Here is an 18,282-nt window from a genome sequence, read left to right as displayed (position 1 = left end):
GCCTGACCGACCCCGTCTCCCGTTTGCTGGTTTTTCGCTGTTTTCGTATGGAGCGGGTAGGTGCGGTCTTCACAAACTTACGGTGTCGCAGAACTGTCCCACTGGGCAGCTTCGGCTGGAAGGTGGCCGTTCGCTTGAGGGGTTGGCAATAGGCCGGCAGATTCCGACCGGTATGTTCGGCGCGGACGAAGATGGGCGCGCAAGTACCTCGATATACTCGGTAAGAGTCTTCTACCGAGTAGCGAGGAACAAAGTGCTGGACATCGCCATCCGACAAGTGAAGGGCGCGAGCCCTCTACGCTATCCGGGGGGCAAATCAGCGATGACAGACTTCTTGGGATCCTTAGTGTCGTCCCTAGATGTCGGCCCGATGACGTACATTGAACCGTATGCTGGCGGCGCGGGAGCTGCCCTGGCCTTGCTTGACGGCGGCCATGTATCCAAAATTGTGATTAATGATCTTGATCCAGCGATTGCCGCAGTATGGAGTTCAATTGTAAATGACACGGATTCCTTTCTGAAGATGGTTCACGATACCCCTGTCACACTGTCGGAATGGGACCGTCAGAAGCTGATCTATAAGGCTGGCATGTCAGCGGGGCGGCTAGCGCTCGGCTTCGCGACTTTCTTCCTGAACCGGACCAATCGTTCAGGTGTTTTGAATGCGGGTGTGATTGGAGGCCGCGCCCAGGCCGGTGTGTATAAAATCGGCGCCCGCTTCAATAAAGAAGCACTATCTGCACGAATTGAGGAGATTGGTTCGAAGGCTCATCTTATCGAAGTCTCAAATAGGGATGGGCTTGAAGTCATTGGCGAGCATATCAATAAAAGTGACTCCTTCATTTATGCTGACCCTCCATATTTTGAGAAAGGCAGTTTTCTGTATCTGAACGCATTTGGCCCTTCAGATCATAAAGCCCTCGCGAAACTCTTGAATTCGGCATCTCAAGCAAATTGGCTCCTTAGCTATGACATCGCACCTGAGATCATTTCCTTGTATTCAGCGCGCTTCATGGGTACATTTGCGTTGAACTATTCTGCGCATCGTAACGGCAAAGCAGACGAACTTTTGGTCTGCAGCGACCCTTTACGGGCAGCGGTTTTGTCAACGGTCTCGGCCGGTACGCTCATGTCCGAGCGAGAAATCTAGCGTCCCTAAACCATTTAAGCGCAGGCAAGGCGTCCTTCAGCAATTGGGCGTGACGCGGTTCTGATTCAAATGTATCGGCAGTCAGTTCGGTCAGCCTCAACCTGTCCACGATTAGCCCAAAGTCCTCCTCCTGGCGGTAAGCATGAGCCCAAGCAAAGGTCTCGTGATCACTGGGTTCATGTTCCGAAACAATGACGTGCTGAACAAAGGGTATAAACATGGCCGGGATCAGATTCGAGGATGGTTGCGTGCGCCAGAAGGCCTTGAATATGCTTGTCGTTGCCTTGGCTGACTTCCCCGTCCAGTTCTCGCCGCTCGCGACCTGAATAAGCAGGACGATACCACCCGCGCGGTTGTCCCGGAACCGACGCCAAGCGATTACGTCGAGACCCCCATCTTTAGCGGACCAAGTCACTCCTTGCGGCCACTTTTTATGCACTTTGCCGAGTCCCATGTTGCTCGCCAAGTCTTGCATGGCTGTCAGGAGACCCGTCTTTTCGGGTCGGGGAAAGCCTATCCAGAACGAGTCTCCTCCGAGAATTGAACGAGCATTCAACCATGCTATTCGCTGGAAGATCTTCTCCATTTCGATTTTTATCGATCCTCCAGCCACGGACTTCAGAGGCGAGCTCCTCATTCCAGACGCAAGCAGGCAAACCGAATAGCAGAGGTGAGCAGCCAAAGCTGCACGGCTGGGGATCTCCGTGTCACTTCGACGCCGAAGCGTCCAGCCGTAGCGGTCCTCGTCCAAGATGAAGGGATAGAGATCGCCTAAAGTAGAGGCCCTGTGTCGAATCTCCGAGTGGGCGATATCAGAGGTTTCCTCGGCATCTCCATCTATGATTTCAAGGTCCATGTCCTCGTTGTCTGGGACAAACAACACATCGAACTCAAGCTCAACGTCTCCGTGCCCGGAGCTCTCTGAAAGCAACGAAAGCGAACGGATTAGTTCGCTTGATTTGCACTCGCCATGGGGACTGCTCAGAGCCTTAAGCTCGACCCAGTCAGCAAAGGCAGCCCTGTTCTCTCCAGGGTTACATGTCTCAAGCAAGGGGTTCTCCAAGCGCTCGCTCGGCTGTCCTCGCCGCGGCCTTCCTCGAGATGGTTAGGTGGACAACGCTCATGCTTTCCACAATTTCATCGACAGTGGTCTTGGTGTCAGCATCACCGTCGTAGCTGCCTAACTGTTTAAGAACATCCTGCACGCTCGTACGCAATCTTAAAACGGACTTGTTAAAGGCTTCCGTCTTATCCTCGACCATTTCCCAAGCCTCGGAGAGCTTCCCGGTCTCCTCCAAGGCGCCTACGGCTCGGCGATTGGACAGGACTTGGACCAACTTGCCCAGGTCTGGGTTCTGTGTGCGAACCACCGCCTTCATATCGCCCTGCCCATACAGCCAAGTCATGAACTGCAATAGCTCAGCTGACCTTTCGGGTGGCACGGAGTCAATCTTCAGCATTTGGCTTGCTGGTTCGTGGATACCCAGATATTCCCGGACACTAGGCGCAGGCAGAGCGGTAAACAGATGTGAAAAGTAGAGGTTCTTCTTCTCTATGTCGGTACGGTCAAAACCTGCCGACTCTGACCGCCGGAGGACGGCGTAGGCATTTACCAGACGCTTCACAGTGTTATGGCTGTCGCCCAGCTTCTTGCCGATCTTCTCTATATCTTGAGTATCCTCGTACCATCTGTACGCAAAGCGTGCCTTCGCATAGGTGTCCCACTTGAATGCCCCATTTACGTGCTTAAAGCCAATGAATTCTCGGGCATCGTTCGGATCATCGACTACATTTACAGCGACCTTCTCTGGGGTTGCACCCTCATGAAGATCAAGAGGCACCGTGATTCCGAGCGCATCTTGAAGGCGGGGGTCTCGGAGCACTAGGAGGGCAGCTAGGCGACGATTCCCCTCAATGACCGTACCGTTGTCCAGAGCAACGAGGGGCTCGAAGTCCAGCCATCCGGAATTGCCGATGGAATTCACAAGTTCACTGAGATCGGCTACACGAGCCAGAGCTTGGAGAGCCGCATCTTGGGAACCGTACGTGATGTCCGGCATTCTAGGATTCTCAGGGTCAAGTCTTAAGTCACTGACGTTCCGGAATTCTGTTCCACGGATCACGCGGACCTCCTAGATTGGTTTGGATCAAACTGCGAGTTCGCGTAGGGGTCTGTCATGTGTCTTTCTTCGGGCGGACCTTGCCCGTACTGGTTCGAACCTCTAGACACGACACCGCCCCTGCGTTCCCGAACAAAACAGTGGTTACAACTATCAAGGTCTTACTCTACCTAGCCGCACTGTGACCGTGGTTCCTGGGCGTGACGAGACGCGCGCGGCCCAAGCATCCGGGCTGCATGCGGGACGTCTTCGGCAGTGACGCAGCACTAACGGACGACAGGGAGTCAGAATTACCACCCGAGCTATAGCATTCGATGGCACGTATAGCGTTTGGCCCACGCTATCCCACGTAGCAGCGGACATCATCGGGCGAACCTGCAATCTGTCTTCGCGTTCGTAGCGGGTGTGACACAGATCGAGCGCAACTTATCTGACTACAACGTCGCTTCACCCAGTCAGGGCCGTACACAAGGGTGGCGGCACGCGGTCTCCCCCTAATGACTTTCACTGCAACATGAGTCTTGTTACTGATGACTGTGGGCTCTTCCGCTATAACCAAAGCGGGCCAGGCGGCGCCGCGGCCAGATTGGTCAGGATGCTGTTGCACGGTCATCAAGTTCGTCCTCGCTAGACGAGCTCGACTAGACGGACATTCCTCCAAGCGCGCTTTCCGCAGACGCCAACTCTCTGCGGGTCATACAGCAATCTAGTAAGAATGCAAATGACGGAATGAAGGAATACTTATCTGTGGAGTCACATCTTTGGGACTCTGCATTGACCACTATTGGTTGATATAGTGCTTTTTGAAAGCTATGCATCTGTGAAAGCACGAATTACAAATATAAGTATCTCGTTCATCTCTTTCCAGTCGTCGGCATCGGCCGGTAGATCTCCGGATAGTATCTTCTGTGCCCGTTGGCGATATGACTGCTGAACAAGTCTCTTTTCAATGACTTCGCCTTGCAGTCGGCCGATGCCATCGAGGTGTGACTTCCATTGTATAGGTCGAAGTTCGCCGTCGATGGTGGTTAGTGCGCTGCGACCCAGGTAGAGCTCTATGCTCCCCGCTCGTCCATTCACATTTTCGGACCGTGAAATCGAAGTTGATTGCGGACCATCCGATAAGTCGATCGTCGGATAGTCCTCGGCAAGCTTGATATCTGGGTAATTTGAAATAATGATGTTCGGCGGCATGGATGAAAGGGCAAGAGGCTTACGTGCCTCCCACGCTGACGAATCATTATCGAAGAGAGCAATGACTCTGTTGGCAACGCCGGCCGCCGCGAACGCTCGGATTGTTTTGACCAGTGCCCCTGCGCCGCCTTCGGGCTTCTGGCTGAAATCAGCAAACCGCACTACATCCACGAGATGCGGGAATAAAACTTCTAATCCTAGAGAGAGTAGTTGCGCATCGGTTCTACCCTCTGTCAAAACCACCAGTGGAGCGTCCGTCGTCGTTCTTAATTGCACCTCCTTGAGGGCTTGGGATGCCATGGACGTCAGGTCCTCCGGCAGCCACCCCCCTAGGTAGAGTGAGGTCAGGTCAAGCACTAAGCATGCTTCGCTGGGAAGTCCGAGCAGAGACGCGCCCAAGGCTGCTCGATGGCCGAGCTCGTAGAAGATCTCATCTACGTATGCATCCTCCCTCCACTGCATCTGACGTTCCACGCAGTTAGGTTGATTGTGTAGCGCAGAGAGCCACCCATCCAAGGATTGAAGTAGAGCGGTTGCATTGGAACTATCCACGAGGTCGGGATATTCCTCGCGGAACGATGCATTTAGGCTCGCCCGGTCTTCCAGGGCCTCCTCTAGCTTCATGCGTACAACCCGATCTGTGAAACCGAATACGGCAAGTCGGTCCTTCACGTCACCAATGGTGCTTTTGAAGACTATGTGCTGCTCGGAAACATTAAGCCTTTCGGGGTTGTGCTCAAGTGTCGTAGTGAGGTCGGCATCTCTAAACAACGCAAGAATCTCCTGTGGCACCACATTCTTATACCATTGCAATTCTACCTTGTTAGCGGTCAATGATGCGTAGCTTCCCATCAAAATCCCATCAGAAGTTGTTAGTTGGGGTAGTTGTTGTCAGGTTCGTTGTCTAAAAATCAAACGTACAGCAGCACTGTTTCGTGCCTGAGAGATCTCAATTGTAGTTGGGAATTGGGCTTTAATTGGTTGAGCTTACACACGATTTTCCTATAGCTCCCATAAGGTCATCCTGAAGGAAGAGCCGAGTGTTGCATCAGAATCTTCCTTTGATTGTGGCAAGGGTCTCAAGGGTCGGGCTGCGAACGGAGCTCTCATCTGACCGCGAAAGCTCATTATCACTTATGGGTTCGATGCGGCCATCGATGTCAGTAGCTGTTTCTTTATTGTCCGGCCCAGGTGCCCAAGCCGCGGTGGTGGGCTGACTGCCTGCCGAACTAGGTTGCCCATCAGAGTACTGCAACTATGGGGCAGACTCTAAGAATGGTATCTCCGATAGAGATTTTCGCGACTAAGTTGCTGAATGTCATCCAGTAAGTGCCGACAATTCCGCTGATGACGGTAAATGTGGTTAGCAAACGGAACGTGGTAGCTAGGCGTAGATGGTCCTCCGATAGGCTGACAAACCTATTGGCGTGTTTAAGAGGCGGATGCTATTCCAGCCACCTTTTTGCATCCTTTGCATTCCTCACGAAGGAACGAAGTGCATGCGTGAGAGTTGCCTGCTCCATGCGCGCTAAGAGTAGCTTGGTCGGGCGGTGATCACTTCGTACTATTTGGACCCCCGCCGGGCTATCGTCGCCACTAAAATCAATGCCCGTTCTCGCGTGAAGCTCTCTACTGTGCCAACCTAAGTCTCGAGAGTGTTCAGTGGGTACTCGCACTAAAATCACGATGTTTTGAGAATCGACCTGGCTAGTAGGTTGGTTAAGTTGTTCTCGGACCTCAGTGTGCTTGGCGAGCGACTCCGGTCCCTGCAGGACCGAACCTACATAAGTTCGGAGATATCCGTAGTCTGGGCTGAGCGCTTCCTCCCATATTCCCAGCACAATGCAGATACGAAGGTTCGCTGTCGAATCCTTCGTGCTCAACTGGTCAGTGATGATCCTGTACGTCTGTCTCAGAGACGGAACTCCCGGTTCAAAGTCGCTTAGCTTCATGTCCGCGCTCACGATCCAATTCGAACACGCTTAGAGAAGTGACGCGCCAGGAAAGCTCTCCTTCCCTCTGCGACTATGCTGAGGAGCGCCGGTGGGCACGGCAGTAGCGTGGCGGCAAGGACCACCGGCACTGCTCGCGGAAGGACAATTCAAATGGCTCGGCCGACAGTTCAGGACGTCGCCAAAACGGCGGGAGTGTCCGTGGGGACTGTATCGCGCGTTTTGAACGGGAGTTCGGCTGTCAGCGAGGCGGCCAAGGAGAAGGTCAATGCCGCCATAAAGGAGCTCAGCTACCGTCCTCTCGCTTCAGCACGGGATCTCCGAAGAGACCGGACCATGCGCGTTCTGGCGCTCGCCAAGAACCTGGACTCACTCGTTATCAGTGAAGTCTTCCGCGGTGTCGGAGATGCTGCGGCGGACTCGGGCTACGTCAGCCTCATTGCAGCCACTGACGGGGATCTGGATCGCGAACAGCAACTCGTGGACATGCTGCGGAACGGCTCCGTGGACGGATTGGTAATCTTCTCGCCAACCATGCCGGACGAGGACGTCAATGCAGTCGCCGAGCAACTGAGCGTCATCCAGGTGTGTGAAATCGTCGACGCCGAAGCTGCGTTCGGAGTGTCCATCGATGACCGTCAGGCAGCCTACGACATCACGAAACACCTGATCGACACGGGCGCCAAGAAGCTGGCCATGCTCGCACATAGGGGCGCCCGCTCGGGCCGGCTCCGTGAAGACGGCTTCCGCCAGGCACTCGCGGAAGCGGGCCTGGAACCGGACCAGATCCTGTTCGGCGAAGGCAACTTCGGTTTCCACTCGGGCAGAGCACTCACAAAGAAACTCTTGGAACAGAAAGACCTCCCCGATGCCGTCTTCTGCGGAACTGACGTAGTCGCAGCGGGATGCGTCCGCGAGCTCACGGACGCTGGCCTAAAGGTCCCGGAGGACATCGCCGTAGCAGGCTTCGACGACTCAGCCCAGGCAGAGATGTGCGTCCCGGAGCTGACCACGGTCCGTCAACCCGCCTACGAAATGGGCCGCGTAGCCTTCGCTGAACTCCTGGAGCGGATGACCGTCGAGGGTTCCCATCGCAAGGGAAGAACCTTCCTCCCGCACGAACTCGTCATCAGGGACTCCACCAAATAGATAGGGTTGACAGCCCTCAGTGGTCCCTGTCACACTACTTTGGAATCGATTCCACGGCCGCAAGGCCTATTCTTTTGGAAGAATTTGGAATCGATTCCACGAACCACAAGCACCACCGGCAAAGAAGCCACCCTCAGCATGCGGGACAGCCAAACGCGTACTGAATGCCACCGCCCACAGACCCCAAAGGAGCCACTTGTGGACTTGAACCGACCTGCTCTCCCGCTCCAGAACAAAGCCGCACGAAACAGAAAAGCACTGGCAGCGACCGCAATCGCCGCAGCCCTCCTCCTCAGCGCGTGCGGCGGGGGAGCCGCACCCCAAGGTGCTGAACAAGCGGCAGCTGCCGATCCGGCGTCGGGCGCTAATGCCAGCGGTGCCGTGAACATATGCGGCGTCAAGGACGCGAGCGGCATCTACAAGGGCACGGCGGAGGCGTTCACCAAAGCGAATGGCAAGGTCACGGCCAAGTACACGGAAATCGGCGCCACCACGGATGAAGCCCGCACGCAGATCGTGCAGCGGCTCGAGGGTAAGTCCACCGAGTGCGACCTCTTCATCACGGACGTCATCTGGACGTCCGAGTTCGCGTCCCAAGGTTGGCTGCTGGACCAGACCAAGCTGGTGGAAGCCAACAAGGACCGGCTCATTCCCTCCACCGTGGAAACCACCAAGTACCAGGACAAGTACTGGGGCTCGCCGTTCTTCACCAACGCCGGATTGATCTACTACCAGAAGGATAAGGTAGCCAAGCCCGAGTCCTGGCAGCAGCTCTACGCGGAAGCCGCCAAGGCTCCCGGCAACGGCTACGTCTACCAGGGCAAGCAGTACGAAGGCCTCACGGTGAACTTCCTCGAAATGCTCTACAGCGCAGGCGGCGAAGTCCTCAACGACCAGGGCGACGTCAAAATCGACTCCAAGGAAACCCGCGACGTACTCAACTTCATGAGCGACGGGCTCAAGAACGGCTCAGCTGACCGCGCCGTCCTCACCTACAACGAAGACCCTGCACGCCTCGCCTACGAGTCCGGAGACTTCGGATACCAGCGCAACTGGCCGCACGTGTACCGGCTGTTGAACGCGACACCGCTGGCGTCAAGCTTCGCGGTCGCGCCGCTGCCCGCATGGGAAGGCGGCAAGGCCTCCGGCGTGCTGGGCGGCTGGAACCTCGCGATCTCGGCCCACTCCACCAACCAGGCCGGGGCTGTCGCGTTCATCGACTTCGCCACCAGCCCGGACTGGCAGAAGCACGTGGCCATGGACTACTCGCAGGCACCCGTGAACGAAGCCGCCTACTCTGACGCAGCGGTACTGCAGAAGATGCCGTTCGCCACGGAACTCCTCGCCTCGGTGAAGGGCGCCAAGCCGCGCCCGATCTCCCCGGTCTACCCGCAGATCAGCCAGGCGATTTACAAGAACGTCTACGCCGTCCTCTCCGGCACCGCCTCCACCGAGGAAGCCGTGCAGAAGATGGCCGAGGAAATCACCACCGCCAAGGCGAGCTTCTAACTATGGCCCTCAAAACAATCCCGCCAAGCCGCACAAGCGGCCGCGACCGCGCCGAGCGCAAGCTCGCGTTCCGCATGACCGCACCGTCGCTGGTCATCATGGCCCTGGTTGCGGCGGTCCCCATCGGCTACGCGATCTGGCTCTCGCTGAACCAGTACAGCGTCCGCACCGCAGGCCTGTCCCGCTTTGTCGGACTGGAAAACTACATCAACGCCCTTGCAAGCCAAGAGTGGTGGGCTGCCTTCGGCCAGACCTTCCTCTTCGCGGGTCTCTCCGTCAGTCTGGAACTCATCCTCGGCACGGCCATGGCGCTTCTGCTCAACCTCGCGTTCAAGGGCCGCGCCGTCCTGCGCACCGTGGTTCTGCTGCCGTACGCCATCATCACCGTGGTCAGCGCCATCACCTGGCAAACGATGTTTCAGCCCAACATGGGCCTGGTCACCAACGTCCTCTCCACGTTGGGACTGCCGGGCGGCGACGTCGTGTGGCTCGGTGAGCACGGCTATGCGATGGCCGTGATCGTCATGGCCGACGTCTGGAAGACCACGCCCTTCGCGGCACTCATCATCCTGGCGGGCCTGCAGGTCATCTCCGCCGAAACGTACGAGGCCGCGGAACTCGACGGCGCCAGCAAATGGCAGACCTTCGTGAATATCACCCTGCCGCTCCTGCGCCCGGCGATTGTTCTCGCCGCGATCTTCCGCACCATGGACGCCCTCCGCGTCTTCGACCTCCCGTTCGTGCTCACCCGCGGCGCCAACGGCACCGAATCGATGTCCATGCTCGCCTACACGCAACTGCGCGAAAACCGGCTGGTGGGCGAAGGTTCGGCGCTGTCCATCCTGACCTTCCTCACCGTCATGGTGGTCTCGGTCATCTACGTCCGCTTCGCCGGCGGCAACATTCGCGACGTCGCGAAGGAGGAACAATGAGCACCCTGACTGCAGAACGCCCGACGCCGGAACTCGCCACGCGCCCCAAGGCGCCGAAGCGTCGCTTGCGTGGGGAATCGAAGCTGCACCCCTTGGTGTGGGTGTTCGTTGTGGCCGTCATGGCCTTCTCGCTCATCCCGTTCTACTGGCTGGTGAACACCTCCCTTAAGAAGGGAGCGAGCTTGTCCCAAGGTGAGCTCTTCCCGAGCCAGCCGACCCTTGAGAACTATCTGGTGGTCTTCCAGAACCCCGAGTTCCTCCTGGCCTTGCGCAACTCGGTGATTATCGCCGTCGTGACTACAACCGTGGCGCTGGTGTTCGCGTCCTTCGCCGCGTACGCGCTGGCGAGGCTGAAGATGCGCCGCAAGGCGATGATCCTGACGTTGATCCTCTCGGTGACCACGTTCCCGGCCATCGCCATCGCGGCGCCGATGTTCTCCATCTGGCGCGAGATCGGCTTGTACGACACATTGCTCGGCCTCATCATTCCGAAGCTGACGTTCGCGTTGCCGCTGGCGATTTACACGCTGACGTCGTTCTTCAAGGAGATCCCGCGTGAGCTGGAGGAATCCGCGTACATGGACGGCGCCACCCCGTTTGTGGCTTTCCGCAAGGTCATCCTGCCGTTGGCGGTCCCGGGCTTGGCGACGACCGCGATCCTGGTGTTCATCTCGGTCTGGAACGAATTCCTGCTGGCCGTCACATTGACCACCTCGCCCGAAGCCCGTCCCGTGCCGGTCGCGATTGCCTTCTTCAGCGGCACCAGCGAGTTCGACCAACCCCTTGGCACCATCAGCGCCGCGTCGGTGATCATCACGGTCCCGCTCGTCATCCTGGTGCTCGTGTGCCAGAAGCGCATCGTTTCCGGCATGACGGCCGGCGCCGTCAAAGGCTAACCCCAAACCTAGAAACCCCAGAAAGAACAGGAACAACGTGAGCATTCAGCAGCAGGCCCCGTCCGCAACCCTCAAGGTGGGAGTTGTGGGCATCGGTTGGGCCGGCCAGCAGCACCTCAAGGCGTACAGCAACATTCCCGGCGTCGAGATTGTCGCCGTCGCCGGCATGGAAGCTGACCTTCTCGCCCAGCTGAAGGAGGAATACAGCATTCCCCACGCCTTCGCCCGCTGGGAAGACATGATCGAGCTGGAAGGTCTCGACGCCGTAAGCGTCGCCGTGCCCACGTTCCTGCACGCACCCATCGCTATTGCGTCGCTCGAGCGGGGACTGCACGTGCTGAGCGAAAAACCGTTGGCGCGCAACGCCGTCGAGGGTCAACAGATGGTGGACGCCGCCCGCAAGGCCGGCCGCGTCCTTGACGTCGCGTTCAACCACCGCCGCCGCGGCGACATCCAGGCGCTCAAGGAAGTGATCGACGCCGGCACGCTGGGTCGCCCGTACTATGCCAAGGCATCCTGGCTGCGCAGGCAGGGCATTCCGATGCTGGGCAGCTGGTTCACCAACCCGGAACTCGCCGGTGGCGGTCCGCTTGCTGACATCGGCGTGCACGTGCTGGACTACTCGCTGCACCTCCTGGGCGAACCCAAGGTGCTGGCCGTCTCGGCGTCGACCCATTCCGAACTTGGCCCGCGCGGCCTCGGAGGAAACGCCCGCTACACCGCCTCCAACTCCAGTCATAAGTTTGAAGTGGAAGACTTCGCCTCCGCGTTCATCCGGCTGGAAGGCGGCGGTACCTTGATCCTGGAAGCGGGATGGGCCACGTACCGCGACGAGCGGGACCTGATGGACTTCACGGTTTACGGGACCGACGGCGGAGCGGACTTGCGCTCGGTCGGCGCCTCCGAGAACCCGGTTGCGGATGTTCACGTCTTCACGGAGAAGGACGGCGAGAACGCGGACTTCGAAGTGGTGGCCGAACCCGGGCGAGCCCACCAGGCCGTCGTCGACGATTTCATTGCCGCCGTGCGCGGTGGCGAAACTGTATGGGGAAGCCATGACGGCTCACTCGCCCTGAGCCGTGCCCTCGTGCTCGATGCTTGCTACAAATCCGCCCTCGAACAACGTGAAGTGGTGCTCTGAAATGTCTGATGCGAAATTGAAGATTGTCGTCTGGAACGAGGCCGTGCACGAGGCCCGCAACGAGCCTGCAACCATTGGCGAGATGTACCCGGAAGGAATCCACGGCGCCATCGCCGCCGGGCTGCGTGGCTTCTACCCCGACTCTGAAATCACGACGGCGACACTCGCCGATCCCGAACACGGACTCTCCGAAGAGGTGCTGGAGCAGACCGACGTGTTGCTGTGGTGGGGGCACATCGCACATGGGGAAGTCGCTGATGAGGTGGTGGAACGCGTGCAGCGCCACGTCCTCGGCGGTATGGGCTTGGTGGTTCTCCACTCAGGGCACTTCGCCAAGATCTTCACCCGTTTGTTGGGGACCACCTGCTCATTGAAGTGGCGCAACGAAGGCGAACGCGAACTCGTATGGACGGTCAAGCCCTCGCACCCGATCGCAGCCGGCATTGAGAGCCCCATCGTCATCCCGAAGCAGGAAATGTACGGCGAACTGTTCGACATTCCGGAACCCGATGACCTGATCTTCATCAGCTCCTTTGAAGGCGGCGAGGTGTTCCGCTCCGGCGTGACCTTCTCGCGCGGCAAGGGTCGGATCTTCTACTTCAGCCCCGGCGACCAGGAATACCCGGTGTACCACCAGCCTCAGATCCAGAAGGTCATCGCCAACGGTGTTGGTTGGGTTGCCCAGCCTGGTGTTTTCCGGGAGGCACCCGAGGTCTCCAACCCGGCCCGGGGCTGGTTCGAGGAAGCGTAGGCGCAAAGGGCTTCCACCGCTGAATCCTCTGTTCCACACTGGATCTATCTGCTTGTACTGAGCGGTGGAGCGGGGCGGGCCGAATCGAGGGAAGGCTATGCAGAAAGCGCGTGTGGCGGCCGTGCTGACCTGGATTTATGCGGCGGCGTTCGGGATTCCTGCGATTCCAGTCAGCATCTACCTCCTCCAAAACGGGTATCTGCCGATGTTCATGGACCTGTTTCCGATGTACGCGGGGCCGTGGGACGGCCTGGAGGGCTGGGTCTTCGTGACGCTGCTGATGGCATTCCTGGTGGTGGTCTTGGTGGCGTCGTGGGCGGCCTGGCTCGCATGGAAGGGACGCCGGTCCGGGCTTGTTCTCGGGCTGGCTCTCCTACCTGTCGAAGCGGTGTTCTGGCTAGGCTTCGACCTACCGTTCCCGTGGTTGTTCGGTGTGGCCCGCGGGTTGCTGTACGGGCTTGCCTTGATGTCCCAGCGTCAACGTCCGGAGGGGCGGCTGGCAGGTTAGACGGAAGTTGGACCCTTGTTACGCTCCACAGAAGCGAGCGGCCTTGGGGGACTAGCGCGGAGCTCGAAGTTCTTCGGCAACACTACGCAGATCAACAAAAGTTCTTCGGATTAGCCCAAACCGTACCCAGCCACCGTAGGTGCCGTTTTGCCGTGCGGACCGTCCCGCCACAGAAAGTGATTGGCCAGTTCTCACTTTGGGACGCGTTTACTCACGAGCCACGTGCCAACTGAGGCTGCTGCGGCGGCGGTCAAGAGGACTCCCTGCAAGAGATTACTAACGAAGAACGCGATTACAGCAGTAACTACAAAGAATGCCGCCGCTGTTAGTGACAAGAACTTCACCATCGAACCCGATCTGTTTCACGTAGTGGTAACCCGATTAAGGATGCGATGTGAATCCAGCCCTAGGTGGCGAAAAGCCCGAAATTGAGTGCTGGAGATGGGCCTCTAGGTGCCCAAAATGTGGTCATCTAGGTGGTGGAGGGCTCCAACTCAGAGATGAACTTTCAATGATTCGATCGGCAACGATCGAGACGCCGAAAAGGTGCGGACGTCGATCGGACTCGGCGACCGATGAAGTGAGCCTGACCGCTGGAGATCAGCCTGCGTGCTCCTTTTCCCGATCGAGCGAAGACTCGGGGGCACTCCGATAGAAGTGACCGTAACGGCGTAGGCAAAGATATGTGCCGATGAAGGTGACCAAGCCCAGAAGTGGACCAGCCCAGGCGACGATTGGTGAGCCGCGCAGGAACAGCGCCACCATCGCGGATGCCGTAGCAGTAATGACGATCGCCGGTCTTTCCGGGGCGAGGTGGTACTGGACCTTCCGACCGATCTGGCCGTAAAAGAACCCCACGATCAAGGGGAAGACGATGAAAACGCCGCCCACAATCAAAAGCCACGGCATTGCTGTCATGGTGGCTACGCCAATGGTTAGCCCGTAACAGCCAGCCAACGTCAGCCAATAGCTGTTGGCGCTTTTGCGGTGGATCTTGTTCATGTTCAGGCGCCCCCAATCGTCGAGGGCCCCAGCATAGCCGTTCCAAGGCGGAGCCCTAAGTCATGCAATCAGACGCTGACGCAGCACCACCTAGTCAACCCCTATTCACCACCTAGGGGCACCCAAATGACCCCTAATTTCGCTCCGATCACCACCTAATTCCACCTTTTCACCCTGTGGGCCTTCCGCCCACCCATAGTGTCCTTCTCAGAACGCAGCCCCGGATCAACCGCCGGGATGACTGCAAGGGAAGTGCACAACAATTGGGGTTGGGGAATTGAAGCTGAGTCAGCAACAGAACATTGCCGCCGCTGTGGATCAGTGGATCACCGGCATTCCGGGACGGATCCCGGGCCACGCTATTTTCGTTGAGAATCCAGAGCACACCGAGTACGCGAAGACGCTTGCCGGCGAAGGCTCGACGATCCTGGTCTTGAACGGGGACAAAGCGGATGGGGACATCGTCCCGGTCTCGGGGTCGTTTGACGCTGCCGGGGAAGAGCTCCTGGTGGACGGAAAACTCGCCTTGGAGATCCAGGACTATATAGCCATCCCCTTCGTGAACCTGGTCGGCGTGACGGTGGTCAGGATGACCACTGAGGAAGACTGGCAGGCATTTTTCGATGACGCTGATGAAGCCCTCCGCAGTGGCAACTTTGTGCAGCAGCTCACCGAAGTCAACGCCGTGCTGGCCGAACGTGGACTGTTGAGTGGGGCCGGGAATCGCAATCTTCTCCTGACACGGCTCCACATCACCTGGGACGGTTACATCAGGACCGGGCCCTACGGAACCAAGATTGGCAAAATAGGGGACTCACTGCCTGACTTACGAGTCCGGGCCGTCCCTCTCAGGCCCGAGTCCGCTGTGGCCGCGGTCTACTACCCCGGGGACAGTAGTGACTCCCTCGCGACCAAACCTTGGATCCCGCGTTACCTTGCCGCGCTGGATGCTTGGAAGTTTATTCCCAGAGAAGATCGGGCCAACACGCAGCTGGTGGGTTTCGGCGTCAGCCTTTGCGGCGCAGCCCTCAACGATGGTCTGCCGTCAGCAAGTGCTCCTTTCATCCTCAAATCGGGAGCCGAACACACCCTTTTGGACACGAAGACAGGCCGGTTATTCAAGATCGGTACGGATGCTGCGGCCATCATCGAGGCCGTCTCCAACCTGAGGGATATCAAGGGGGCTGCCACGATGGTGGCACCTGCGATCAAGGTTTCAGCAGGCGTAGCCGAGGGCGCTGCCAGAGCGGTCGTCACGCACTTTGAGCAACTCGGTATCGACATCATGGGCGCACGCTGATGACCGGAGTTCCTGTTCTCCCCACCCCCAGAACACAGCTTCCTCTCTGGGTTCCGCTAGTTACCCAGCACGACTTCAACGAGGATAGCTACACGGCTGTCAGCGCTGAAGGCGTTCATGTCACCTTCGCCGATGGCGGGCAACGAATCTGCGCGAAAAGCGGTCTCTGGAACACCAACCTTGGGTACGGTAACCGCCAGATAGCGGAGTCCATTGCCAGGGAACTCAACGCGGCCTCCTATCTTCCGCTCTTCCGCACGTCCCACCGCAAAGCGATCGAGGCTTCAAGAGCACTCTTGAAGCCTGCCTGCACACGACTTCCAGCGAGTCGTCTTCTCCACCTCCGGCGGAGCCGCCAACGACGCAGTAATGAAGCTCGCGCGCCACTACTTCGTCCTGAACGGGCAGCCAGAGCGGAAGCTCATCGTCGGACTGAGCGGTAGCTATCACGGGCTGACGTATGGAAGCCAAGCCCTCAGCGGCGATGACCTCGGACAAGCCGTGTACGGCGTGGATCAGCGGAGCATCCGCCACATCAGATTCGACGACGACGGTGCGGAACTGGCCCGGCTCATGCAAAGGGAAGGCCACAGGATCGCTGCGGTCATCATGGAACCCGTTCTGGGTTCAGGCGCGGAATCGGTCCCGGCGGCCTTCATCGAAGAGGTCATCAAGCACAGGGACCACCACGGCTTCCTCATCATCGCGGACGAGGTTGCCACCGGCTTCGGCAGGGTAAATGGCTGGTTCGCGTCAGATGAATGGGCGCAACAGCCGGATGTGATTGTCACGTCCAAGGGCCTGACCAACGGCACCAGTGCATGCGCCGCCCTCCTGATAGCCCAACGGGTGACGCAACTTTTTGACGCAACCGAGTCCGTCTTTGTTCACGGAGAAACCCAAGCCGGAACTCCGGCAACGTGTGCCGCCATTCTCAGCACCATCGCCGAGATGAAGCGATTGGACCACAAGATCCTGACCAAGCAGGTGGCGTCAGGCCTCAACAAGCTCATAGAAGAACTTCAAGGCACCCCCGGCGTAGGTAACTCCTCGGGTCGCGGCTGCATGCGGGGCCTGAAGCTCCTCTCCAAGAACGGCGTTCCACTCGGATCAAACGGAGTTTTGGCGGTGGTCCGGAGCATCCATCAAGCCGGGGCCATAGTGCAACCAGGGCCGGGAGGGATCCAGCTCCTGCCAGCACTCATTTACACCGACGAGAACTTTGAGGAACTGCGCACCGCAATAGAAACAGGCTTGGCCACCGCCGAATGCGACGGAGTTTTCGAATGATCGCCGATCACGCGTTGAGAACCCGCTGCGTCATCGTCGACGACGGGACGGCACCCAAGTACCTCGGCAACCTCACTCGTGGCCGAACGGGCGTGGTGGTGGACGGCGCACTCAAAGAACACCGCGACAATCTCCTGGACAGCGACCTCAAAGGAGCGCCGGTCCTGGAACTGACCGCAGCACCCGTCACGGTGGAAACCCTGCGAAAGGTGGGCAGCTTCATCCGCGAAAACGGGCTGCAGACCGTCGCAGGGCTGGGCGGTGGGTCAGTTCTGGACGCGGTGAAGCTCGCCGGTCTTTTCACCGCAGACCCTAGCCTGGCAATTTTCGCTGAACGCCATGCCAAACGCTCCGGCCTGTTGGTGTTGCCGCCCATCACGGACCCCAAAGAACGTCCCAAGACCATTCTCATGCCGTCCACCGTAGGGACCGGCGCGGAAGTCAGCGCTGTAGCGTGCCTGGACACCGCCGTCGGACGCCGCCTGATTACCTCGCGGAACCTGGCCGGTGACGTGGCAGTGCTCGACGCCGGACACCTCGCCACCCTGCCCAGACACCTGGTTTTCGAGGGCCTGCTTGAAGCGTTCCTGAGGGTGGCAGGGACCATGGTTGGCAGCCGCCACAGCATCTTCGACGACGACGGCTATTCCCTCATCCAACGAATCGTCCGGTTGGGGCAGCGGCTGACGTTGCACGATGCGCCGGAGCTGCGGCTGACCGCGGCCCGCCTCAGCATGGAGACGCACACAGGATGGTCGCTGATGGGCCGCAATCCCTACGGGGCGAAGCACTGGTACCTCGCAAATGAGCTGGCCTACATGTCCGGGGCGCGAAAGATGACCGCGACGGCGTGCGTGATCGGTCCTATCTGGGAGGAAATCGAGAACGGCACTGCAGCGTGGGGTAATAGCCAGCGCCTCCAACAGCTCTGGTCCGCGGTCACCCAGGAAGTCCCTGACCTTGACCCCAGCCCGGCTCTTGGCGTCAACCAGCTGATGTGTCGATGGGGCATCGCCGGACTCGAGACGATCAGCGAGGAAACGCTGGTACGAACCAGGGACGCCACCCTCCGGAATTGGGGCGCAGCGCTTCCGATGCTTCGCGGCATCGATGCCGCCAAGATTCAGCACGTTCTCACCGCAGCTGCGGGCGGAAACCACGTCTTGTCAGGCCTCAACGGGCGATCTACCAGCGGCAAGGGAGAGGAGGTGAGCACATGAACAGCAGCACAGCACTCAAAGCCCTGGACCTCAACATCCAGGAGCTTGAAGCCATGGACGTTCCGGACGACTGGGACGAACGAATCAAAGGCATCACGGCAGGACTGGCGTTGGTGGGGATCGCAGTCGCCATCACCTGACCGCGTCCCACACCAGCCGAGACACACC

16 protein-coding genes are annotated in these 18,282 nt (G+C 58.7%); 12 read left to right on the top strand and 4 right to left on the bottom strand.

Annotation, left to right across the window (positions count from 1 at the left end; translation table 11 throughout):
* The first annotated feature begins 253 nt into the window (after positions 1 to 253).
* The gene (locus tag AC1RJY_RS07860) at positions 254 to 1,150 is read left to right on the top strand and encodes a DNA adenine methylase (RefSeq protein ID WP_498602059.1); all 897 of its coding nucleotides are present in this window, start codon (positions 254 to 256) and stop codon (positions 1,148 to 1,150) included.
* On the opposite strand, the gene AC1RJY_RS07855 is transcribed toward AC1RJY_RS07860, so the two are convergent.
* The 3 genes from AC1RJY_RS07855 to AC1RJY_RS07845 all read right to left on the bottom strand — a co-directional run bounded on the left by AC1RJY_RS07855 (position 1,128) and on the right by AC1RJY_RS07845 (position 5,316).
* Positions 1,128 to 2,201 (bottom strand): hypothetical protein, encoded by a 1,074-nt coding sequence (locus AC1RJY_RS07855; protein ID WP_498602058.1) that lies wholly within the window; start codon positions 2,199 to 2,201, stop codon positions 1,128 to 1,130. The genes AC1RJY_RS07860 and AC1RJY_RS07855 overlap by 23 nt on opposite strands.
* Positions 2,194 to 3,273 carry a hypothetical protein gene (locus AC1RJY_RS07850; RefSeq protein WP_498602057.1) on the bottom strand — a complete coding sequence of 360 codons (1,080 nt, stop codon included), beginning with the start codon at positions 3,271 to 3,273 and terminating at the stop codon, positions 2,194 to 2,196. The genes AC1RJY_RS07855 and AC1RJY_RS07850 overlap by 8 nt, the downstream gene beginning before the upstream one ends.
* Positions 3,274 to 4,080: 807 nt before the next feature.
* Positions 4,081 to 5,316: a HEPN/Toprim-associated domain-containing protein gene (locus AC1RJY_RS07845; RefSeq protein WP_498602056.1), complete on the bottom strand. Its 1,236-nt coding sequence runs from the start codon at positions 5,314 to 5,316 to the stop codon at positions 4,081 to 4,083.
* Between the two features lie 1,253 nt (positions 5,317 to 6,569).
* Between AC1RJY_RS07845 and AC1RJY_RS07840 the strand changes: the two genes are divergently transcribed.
* From AC1RJY_RS07840 to AC1RJY_RS07810, 7 genes are all read left to right on the top strand, one after another.
* Entirely contained in the window at positions 6,570 to 7,565 is a 996-nt protein-coding gene (locus AC1RJY_RS07840) for a LacI family DNA-binding transcriptional regulator (RefSeq protein ID WP_498602055.1), read from the top strand.
* A gap of 198 nt (positions 7,566 to 7,763) precedes the next feature.
* A complete protein-coding gene (locus AC1RJY_RS07835; RefSeq protein ID WP_498602054.1) occupies positions 7,764 to 9,074 on the top strand; it encodes an ABC transporter substrate-binding protein in 1,311 nt (436 codons plus the stop codon).
* A gap of 2 nt (positions 9,075 to 9,076) precedes the next feature.
* On the top strand, positions 9,077 to 10,006 hold the full coding sequence (locus tag AC1RJY_RS07830) for a carbohydrate ABC transporter permease (protein WP_498602053.1): 930 nt from the start codon (positions 9,077 to 9,079) through the stop codon (positions 10,004 to 10,006).
* The gene (locus tag AC1RJY_RS07825; protein ID WP_209759330.1) at positions 10,003 to 10,902 is read left to right on the top strand and encodes a carbohydrate ABC transporter permease; all 900 of its coding nucleotides are present in this window, start codon (positions 10,003 to 10,005) and stop codon (positions 10,900 to 10,902) included. Before AC1RJY_RS07830 ends, AC1RJY_RS07825 begins: the two co-directional genes overlap by 4 nt.
* A 37-nt stretch (positions 10,903 to 10,939) precedes the next feature.
* Complete coding sequence (locus AC1RJY_RS07820) at positions 10,940 to 12,043, top strand: Gfo/Idh/MocA family protein (protein ID WP_210065906.1); 1,104 nt, start codon at positions 10,940 to 10,942, stop codon at positions 12,041 to 12,043.
* Position 12,044: 1 nt separating this feature from the next.
* Complete coding sequence (locus tag AC1RJY_RS07815) at positions 12,045 to 12,794, top strand: ThuA domain-containing protein (protein WP_011776116.1); 750 nt, start codon at positions 12,045 to 12,047, stop codon at positions 12,792 to 12,794.
* Positions 12,795 to 12,891: 97 nt separating this feature from the next.
* A complete protein-coding gene (locus AC1RJY_RS07810) occupies positions 12,892 to 13,302 on the top strand; it encodes a hypothetical protein (protein ID WP_014922775.1) in 411 nt (136 codons plus the stop codon).
* Positions 13,303 to 13,902: 600 nt separating this feature from the next.
* On the opposite strand, the gene AC1RJY_RS07805 is transcribed toward AC1RJY_RS07810, so the two are convergent.
* Positions 13,903 to 14,304 carry a hypothetical protein gene (locus tag AC1RJY_RS07805; protein ID WP_498602052.1) on the bottom strand — a complete coding sequence of 134 codons (402 nt, stop codon included), beginning with the start codon at positions 14,302 to 14,304 and terminating at the stop codon, positions 13,903 to 13,905.
* 277 nt (positions 14,305 to 14,581) lie between these two features.
* Between AC1RJY_RS07805 and mpaB the strand changes: the two genes are divergently transcribed.
* From mpaB to AC1RJY_RS07785, 4 genes are all read left to right on the top strand, one after another.
* Positions 14,582 to 15,604, top strand: coding sequence for a daptide biosynthesis RiPP recognition protein (gene mpaB, locus AC1RJY_RS07800; RefSeq protein WP_498602051.1), 1,023 nt, complete (start codon positions 14,582 to 14,584; stop codon positions 15,602 to 15,604).
* A gap of 303 nt (positions 15,605 to 15,907) precedes the next feature.
* Positions 15,908 to 16,894, top strand: coding sequence for a daptide-type RiPP biosynthesis aminotransferase (gene mpaD / locus AC1RJY_RS07795; protein ID WP_498602177.1), 987 nt, complete (start codon positions 15,908 to 15,910; stop codon positions 16,892 to 16,894).
* Positions 16,891 to 18,114, top strand: coding sequence for a daptide-type RiPP biosynthesis dehydogenase (gene mpaC, locus AC1RJY_RS07790; RefSeq protein WP_498602050.1), 1,224 nt, complete (start codon positions 16,891 to 16,893; stop codon positions 18,112 to 18,114). Before mpaD ends, mpaC begins: the two co-directional genes overlap by 4 nt.
* Positions 18,111 to 18,254: a daptide-type RiPP gene (locus AC1RJY_RS07785; RefSeq protein WP_014922770.1), complete on the top strand. Its 144-nt coding sequence runs from the start codon at positions 18,111 to 18,113 to the stop codon at positions 18,252 to 18,254. The genes mpaC and AC1RJY_RS07785 overlap by 4 nt, the downstream gene beginning before the upstream one ends.
* Positions 18,255 to 18,282: the final 28 nt, after the last annotated feature.

The organism is Arthrobacter sp. GW822-FHT05G07 (assembly GCF_058799755.1).
This window is presented reverse-complemented; position numbering and strand designations above follow the sequence as displayed.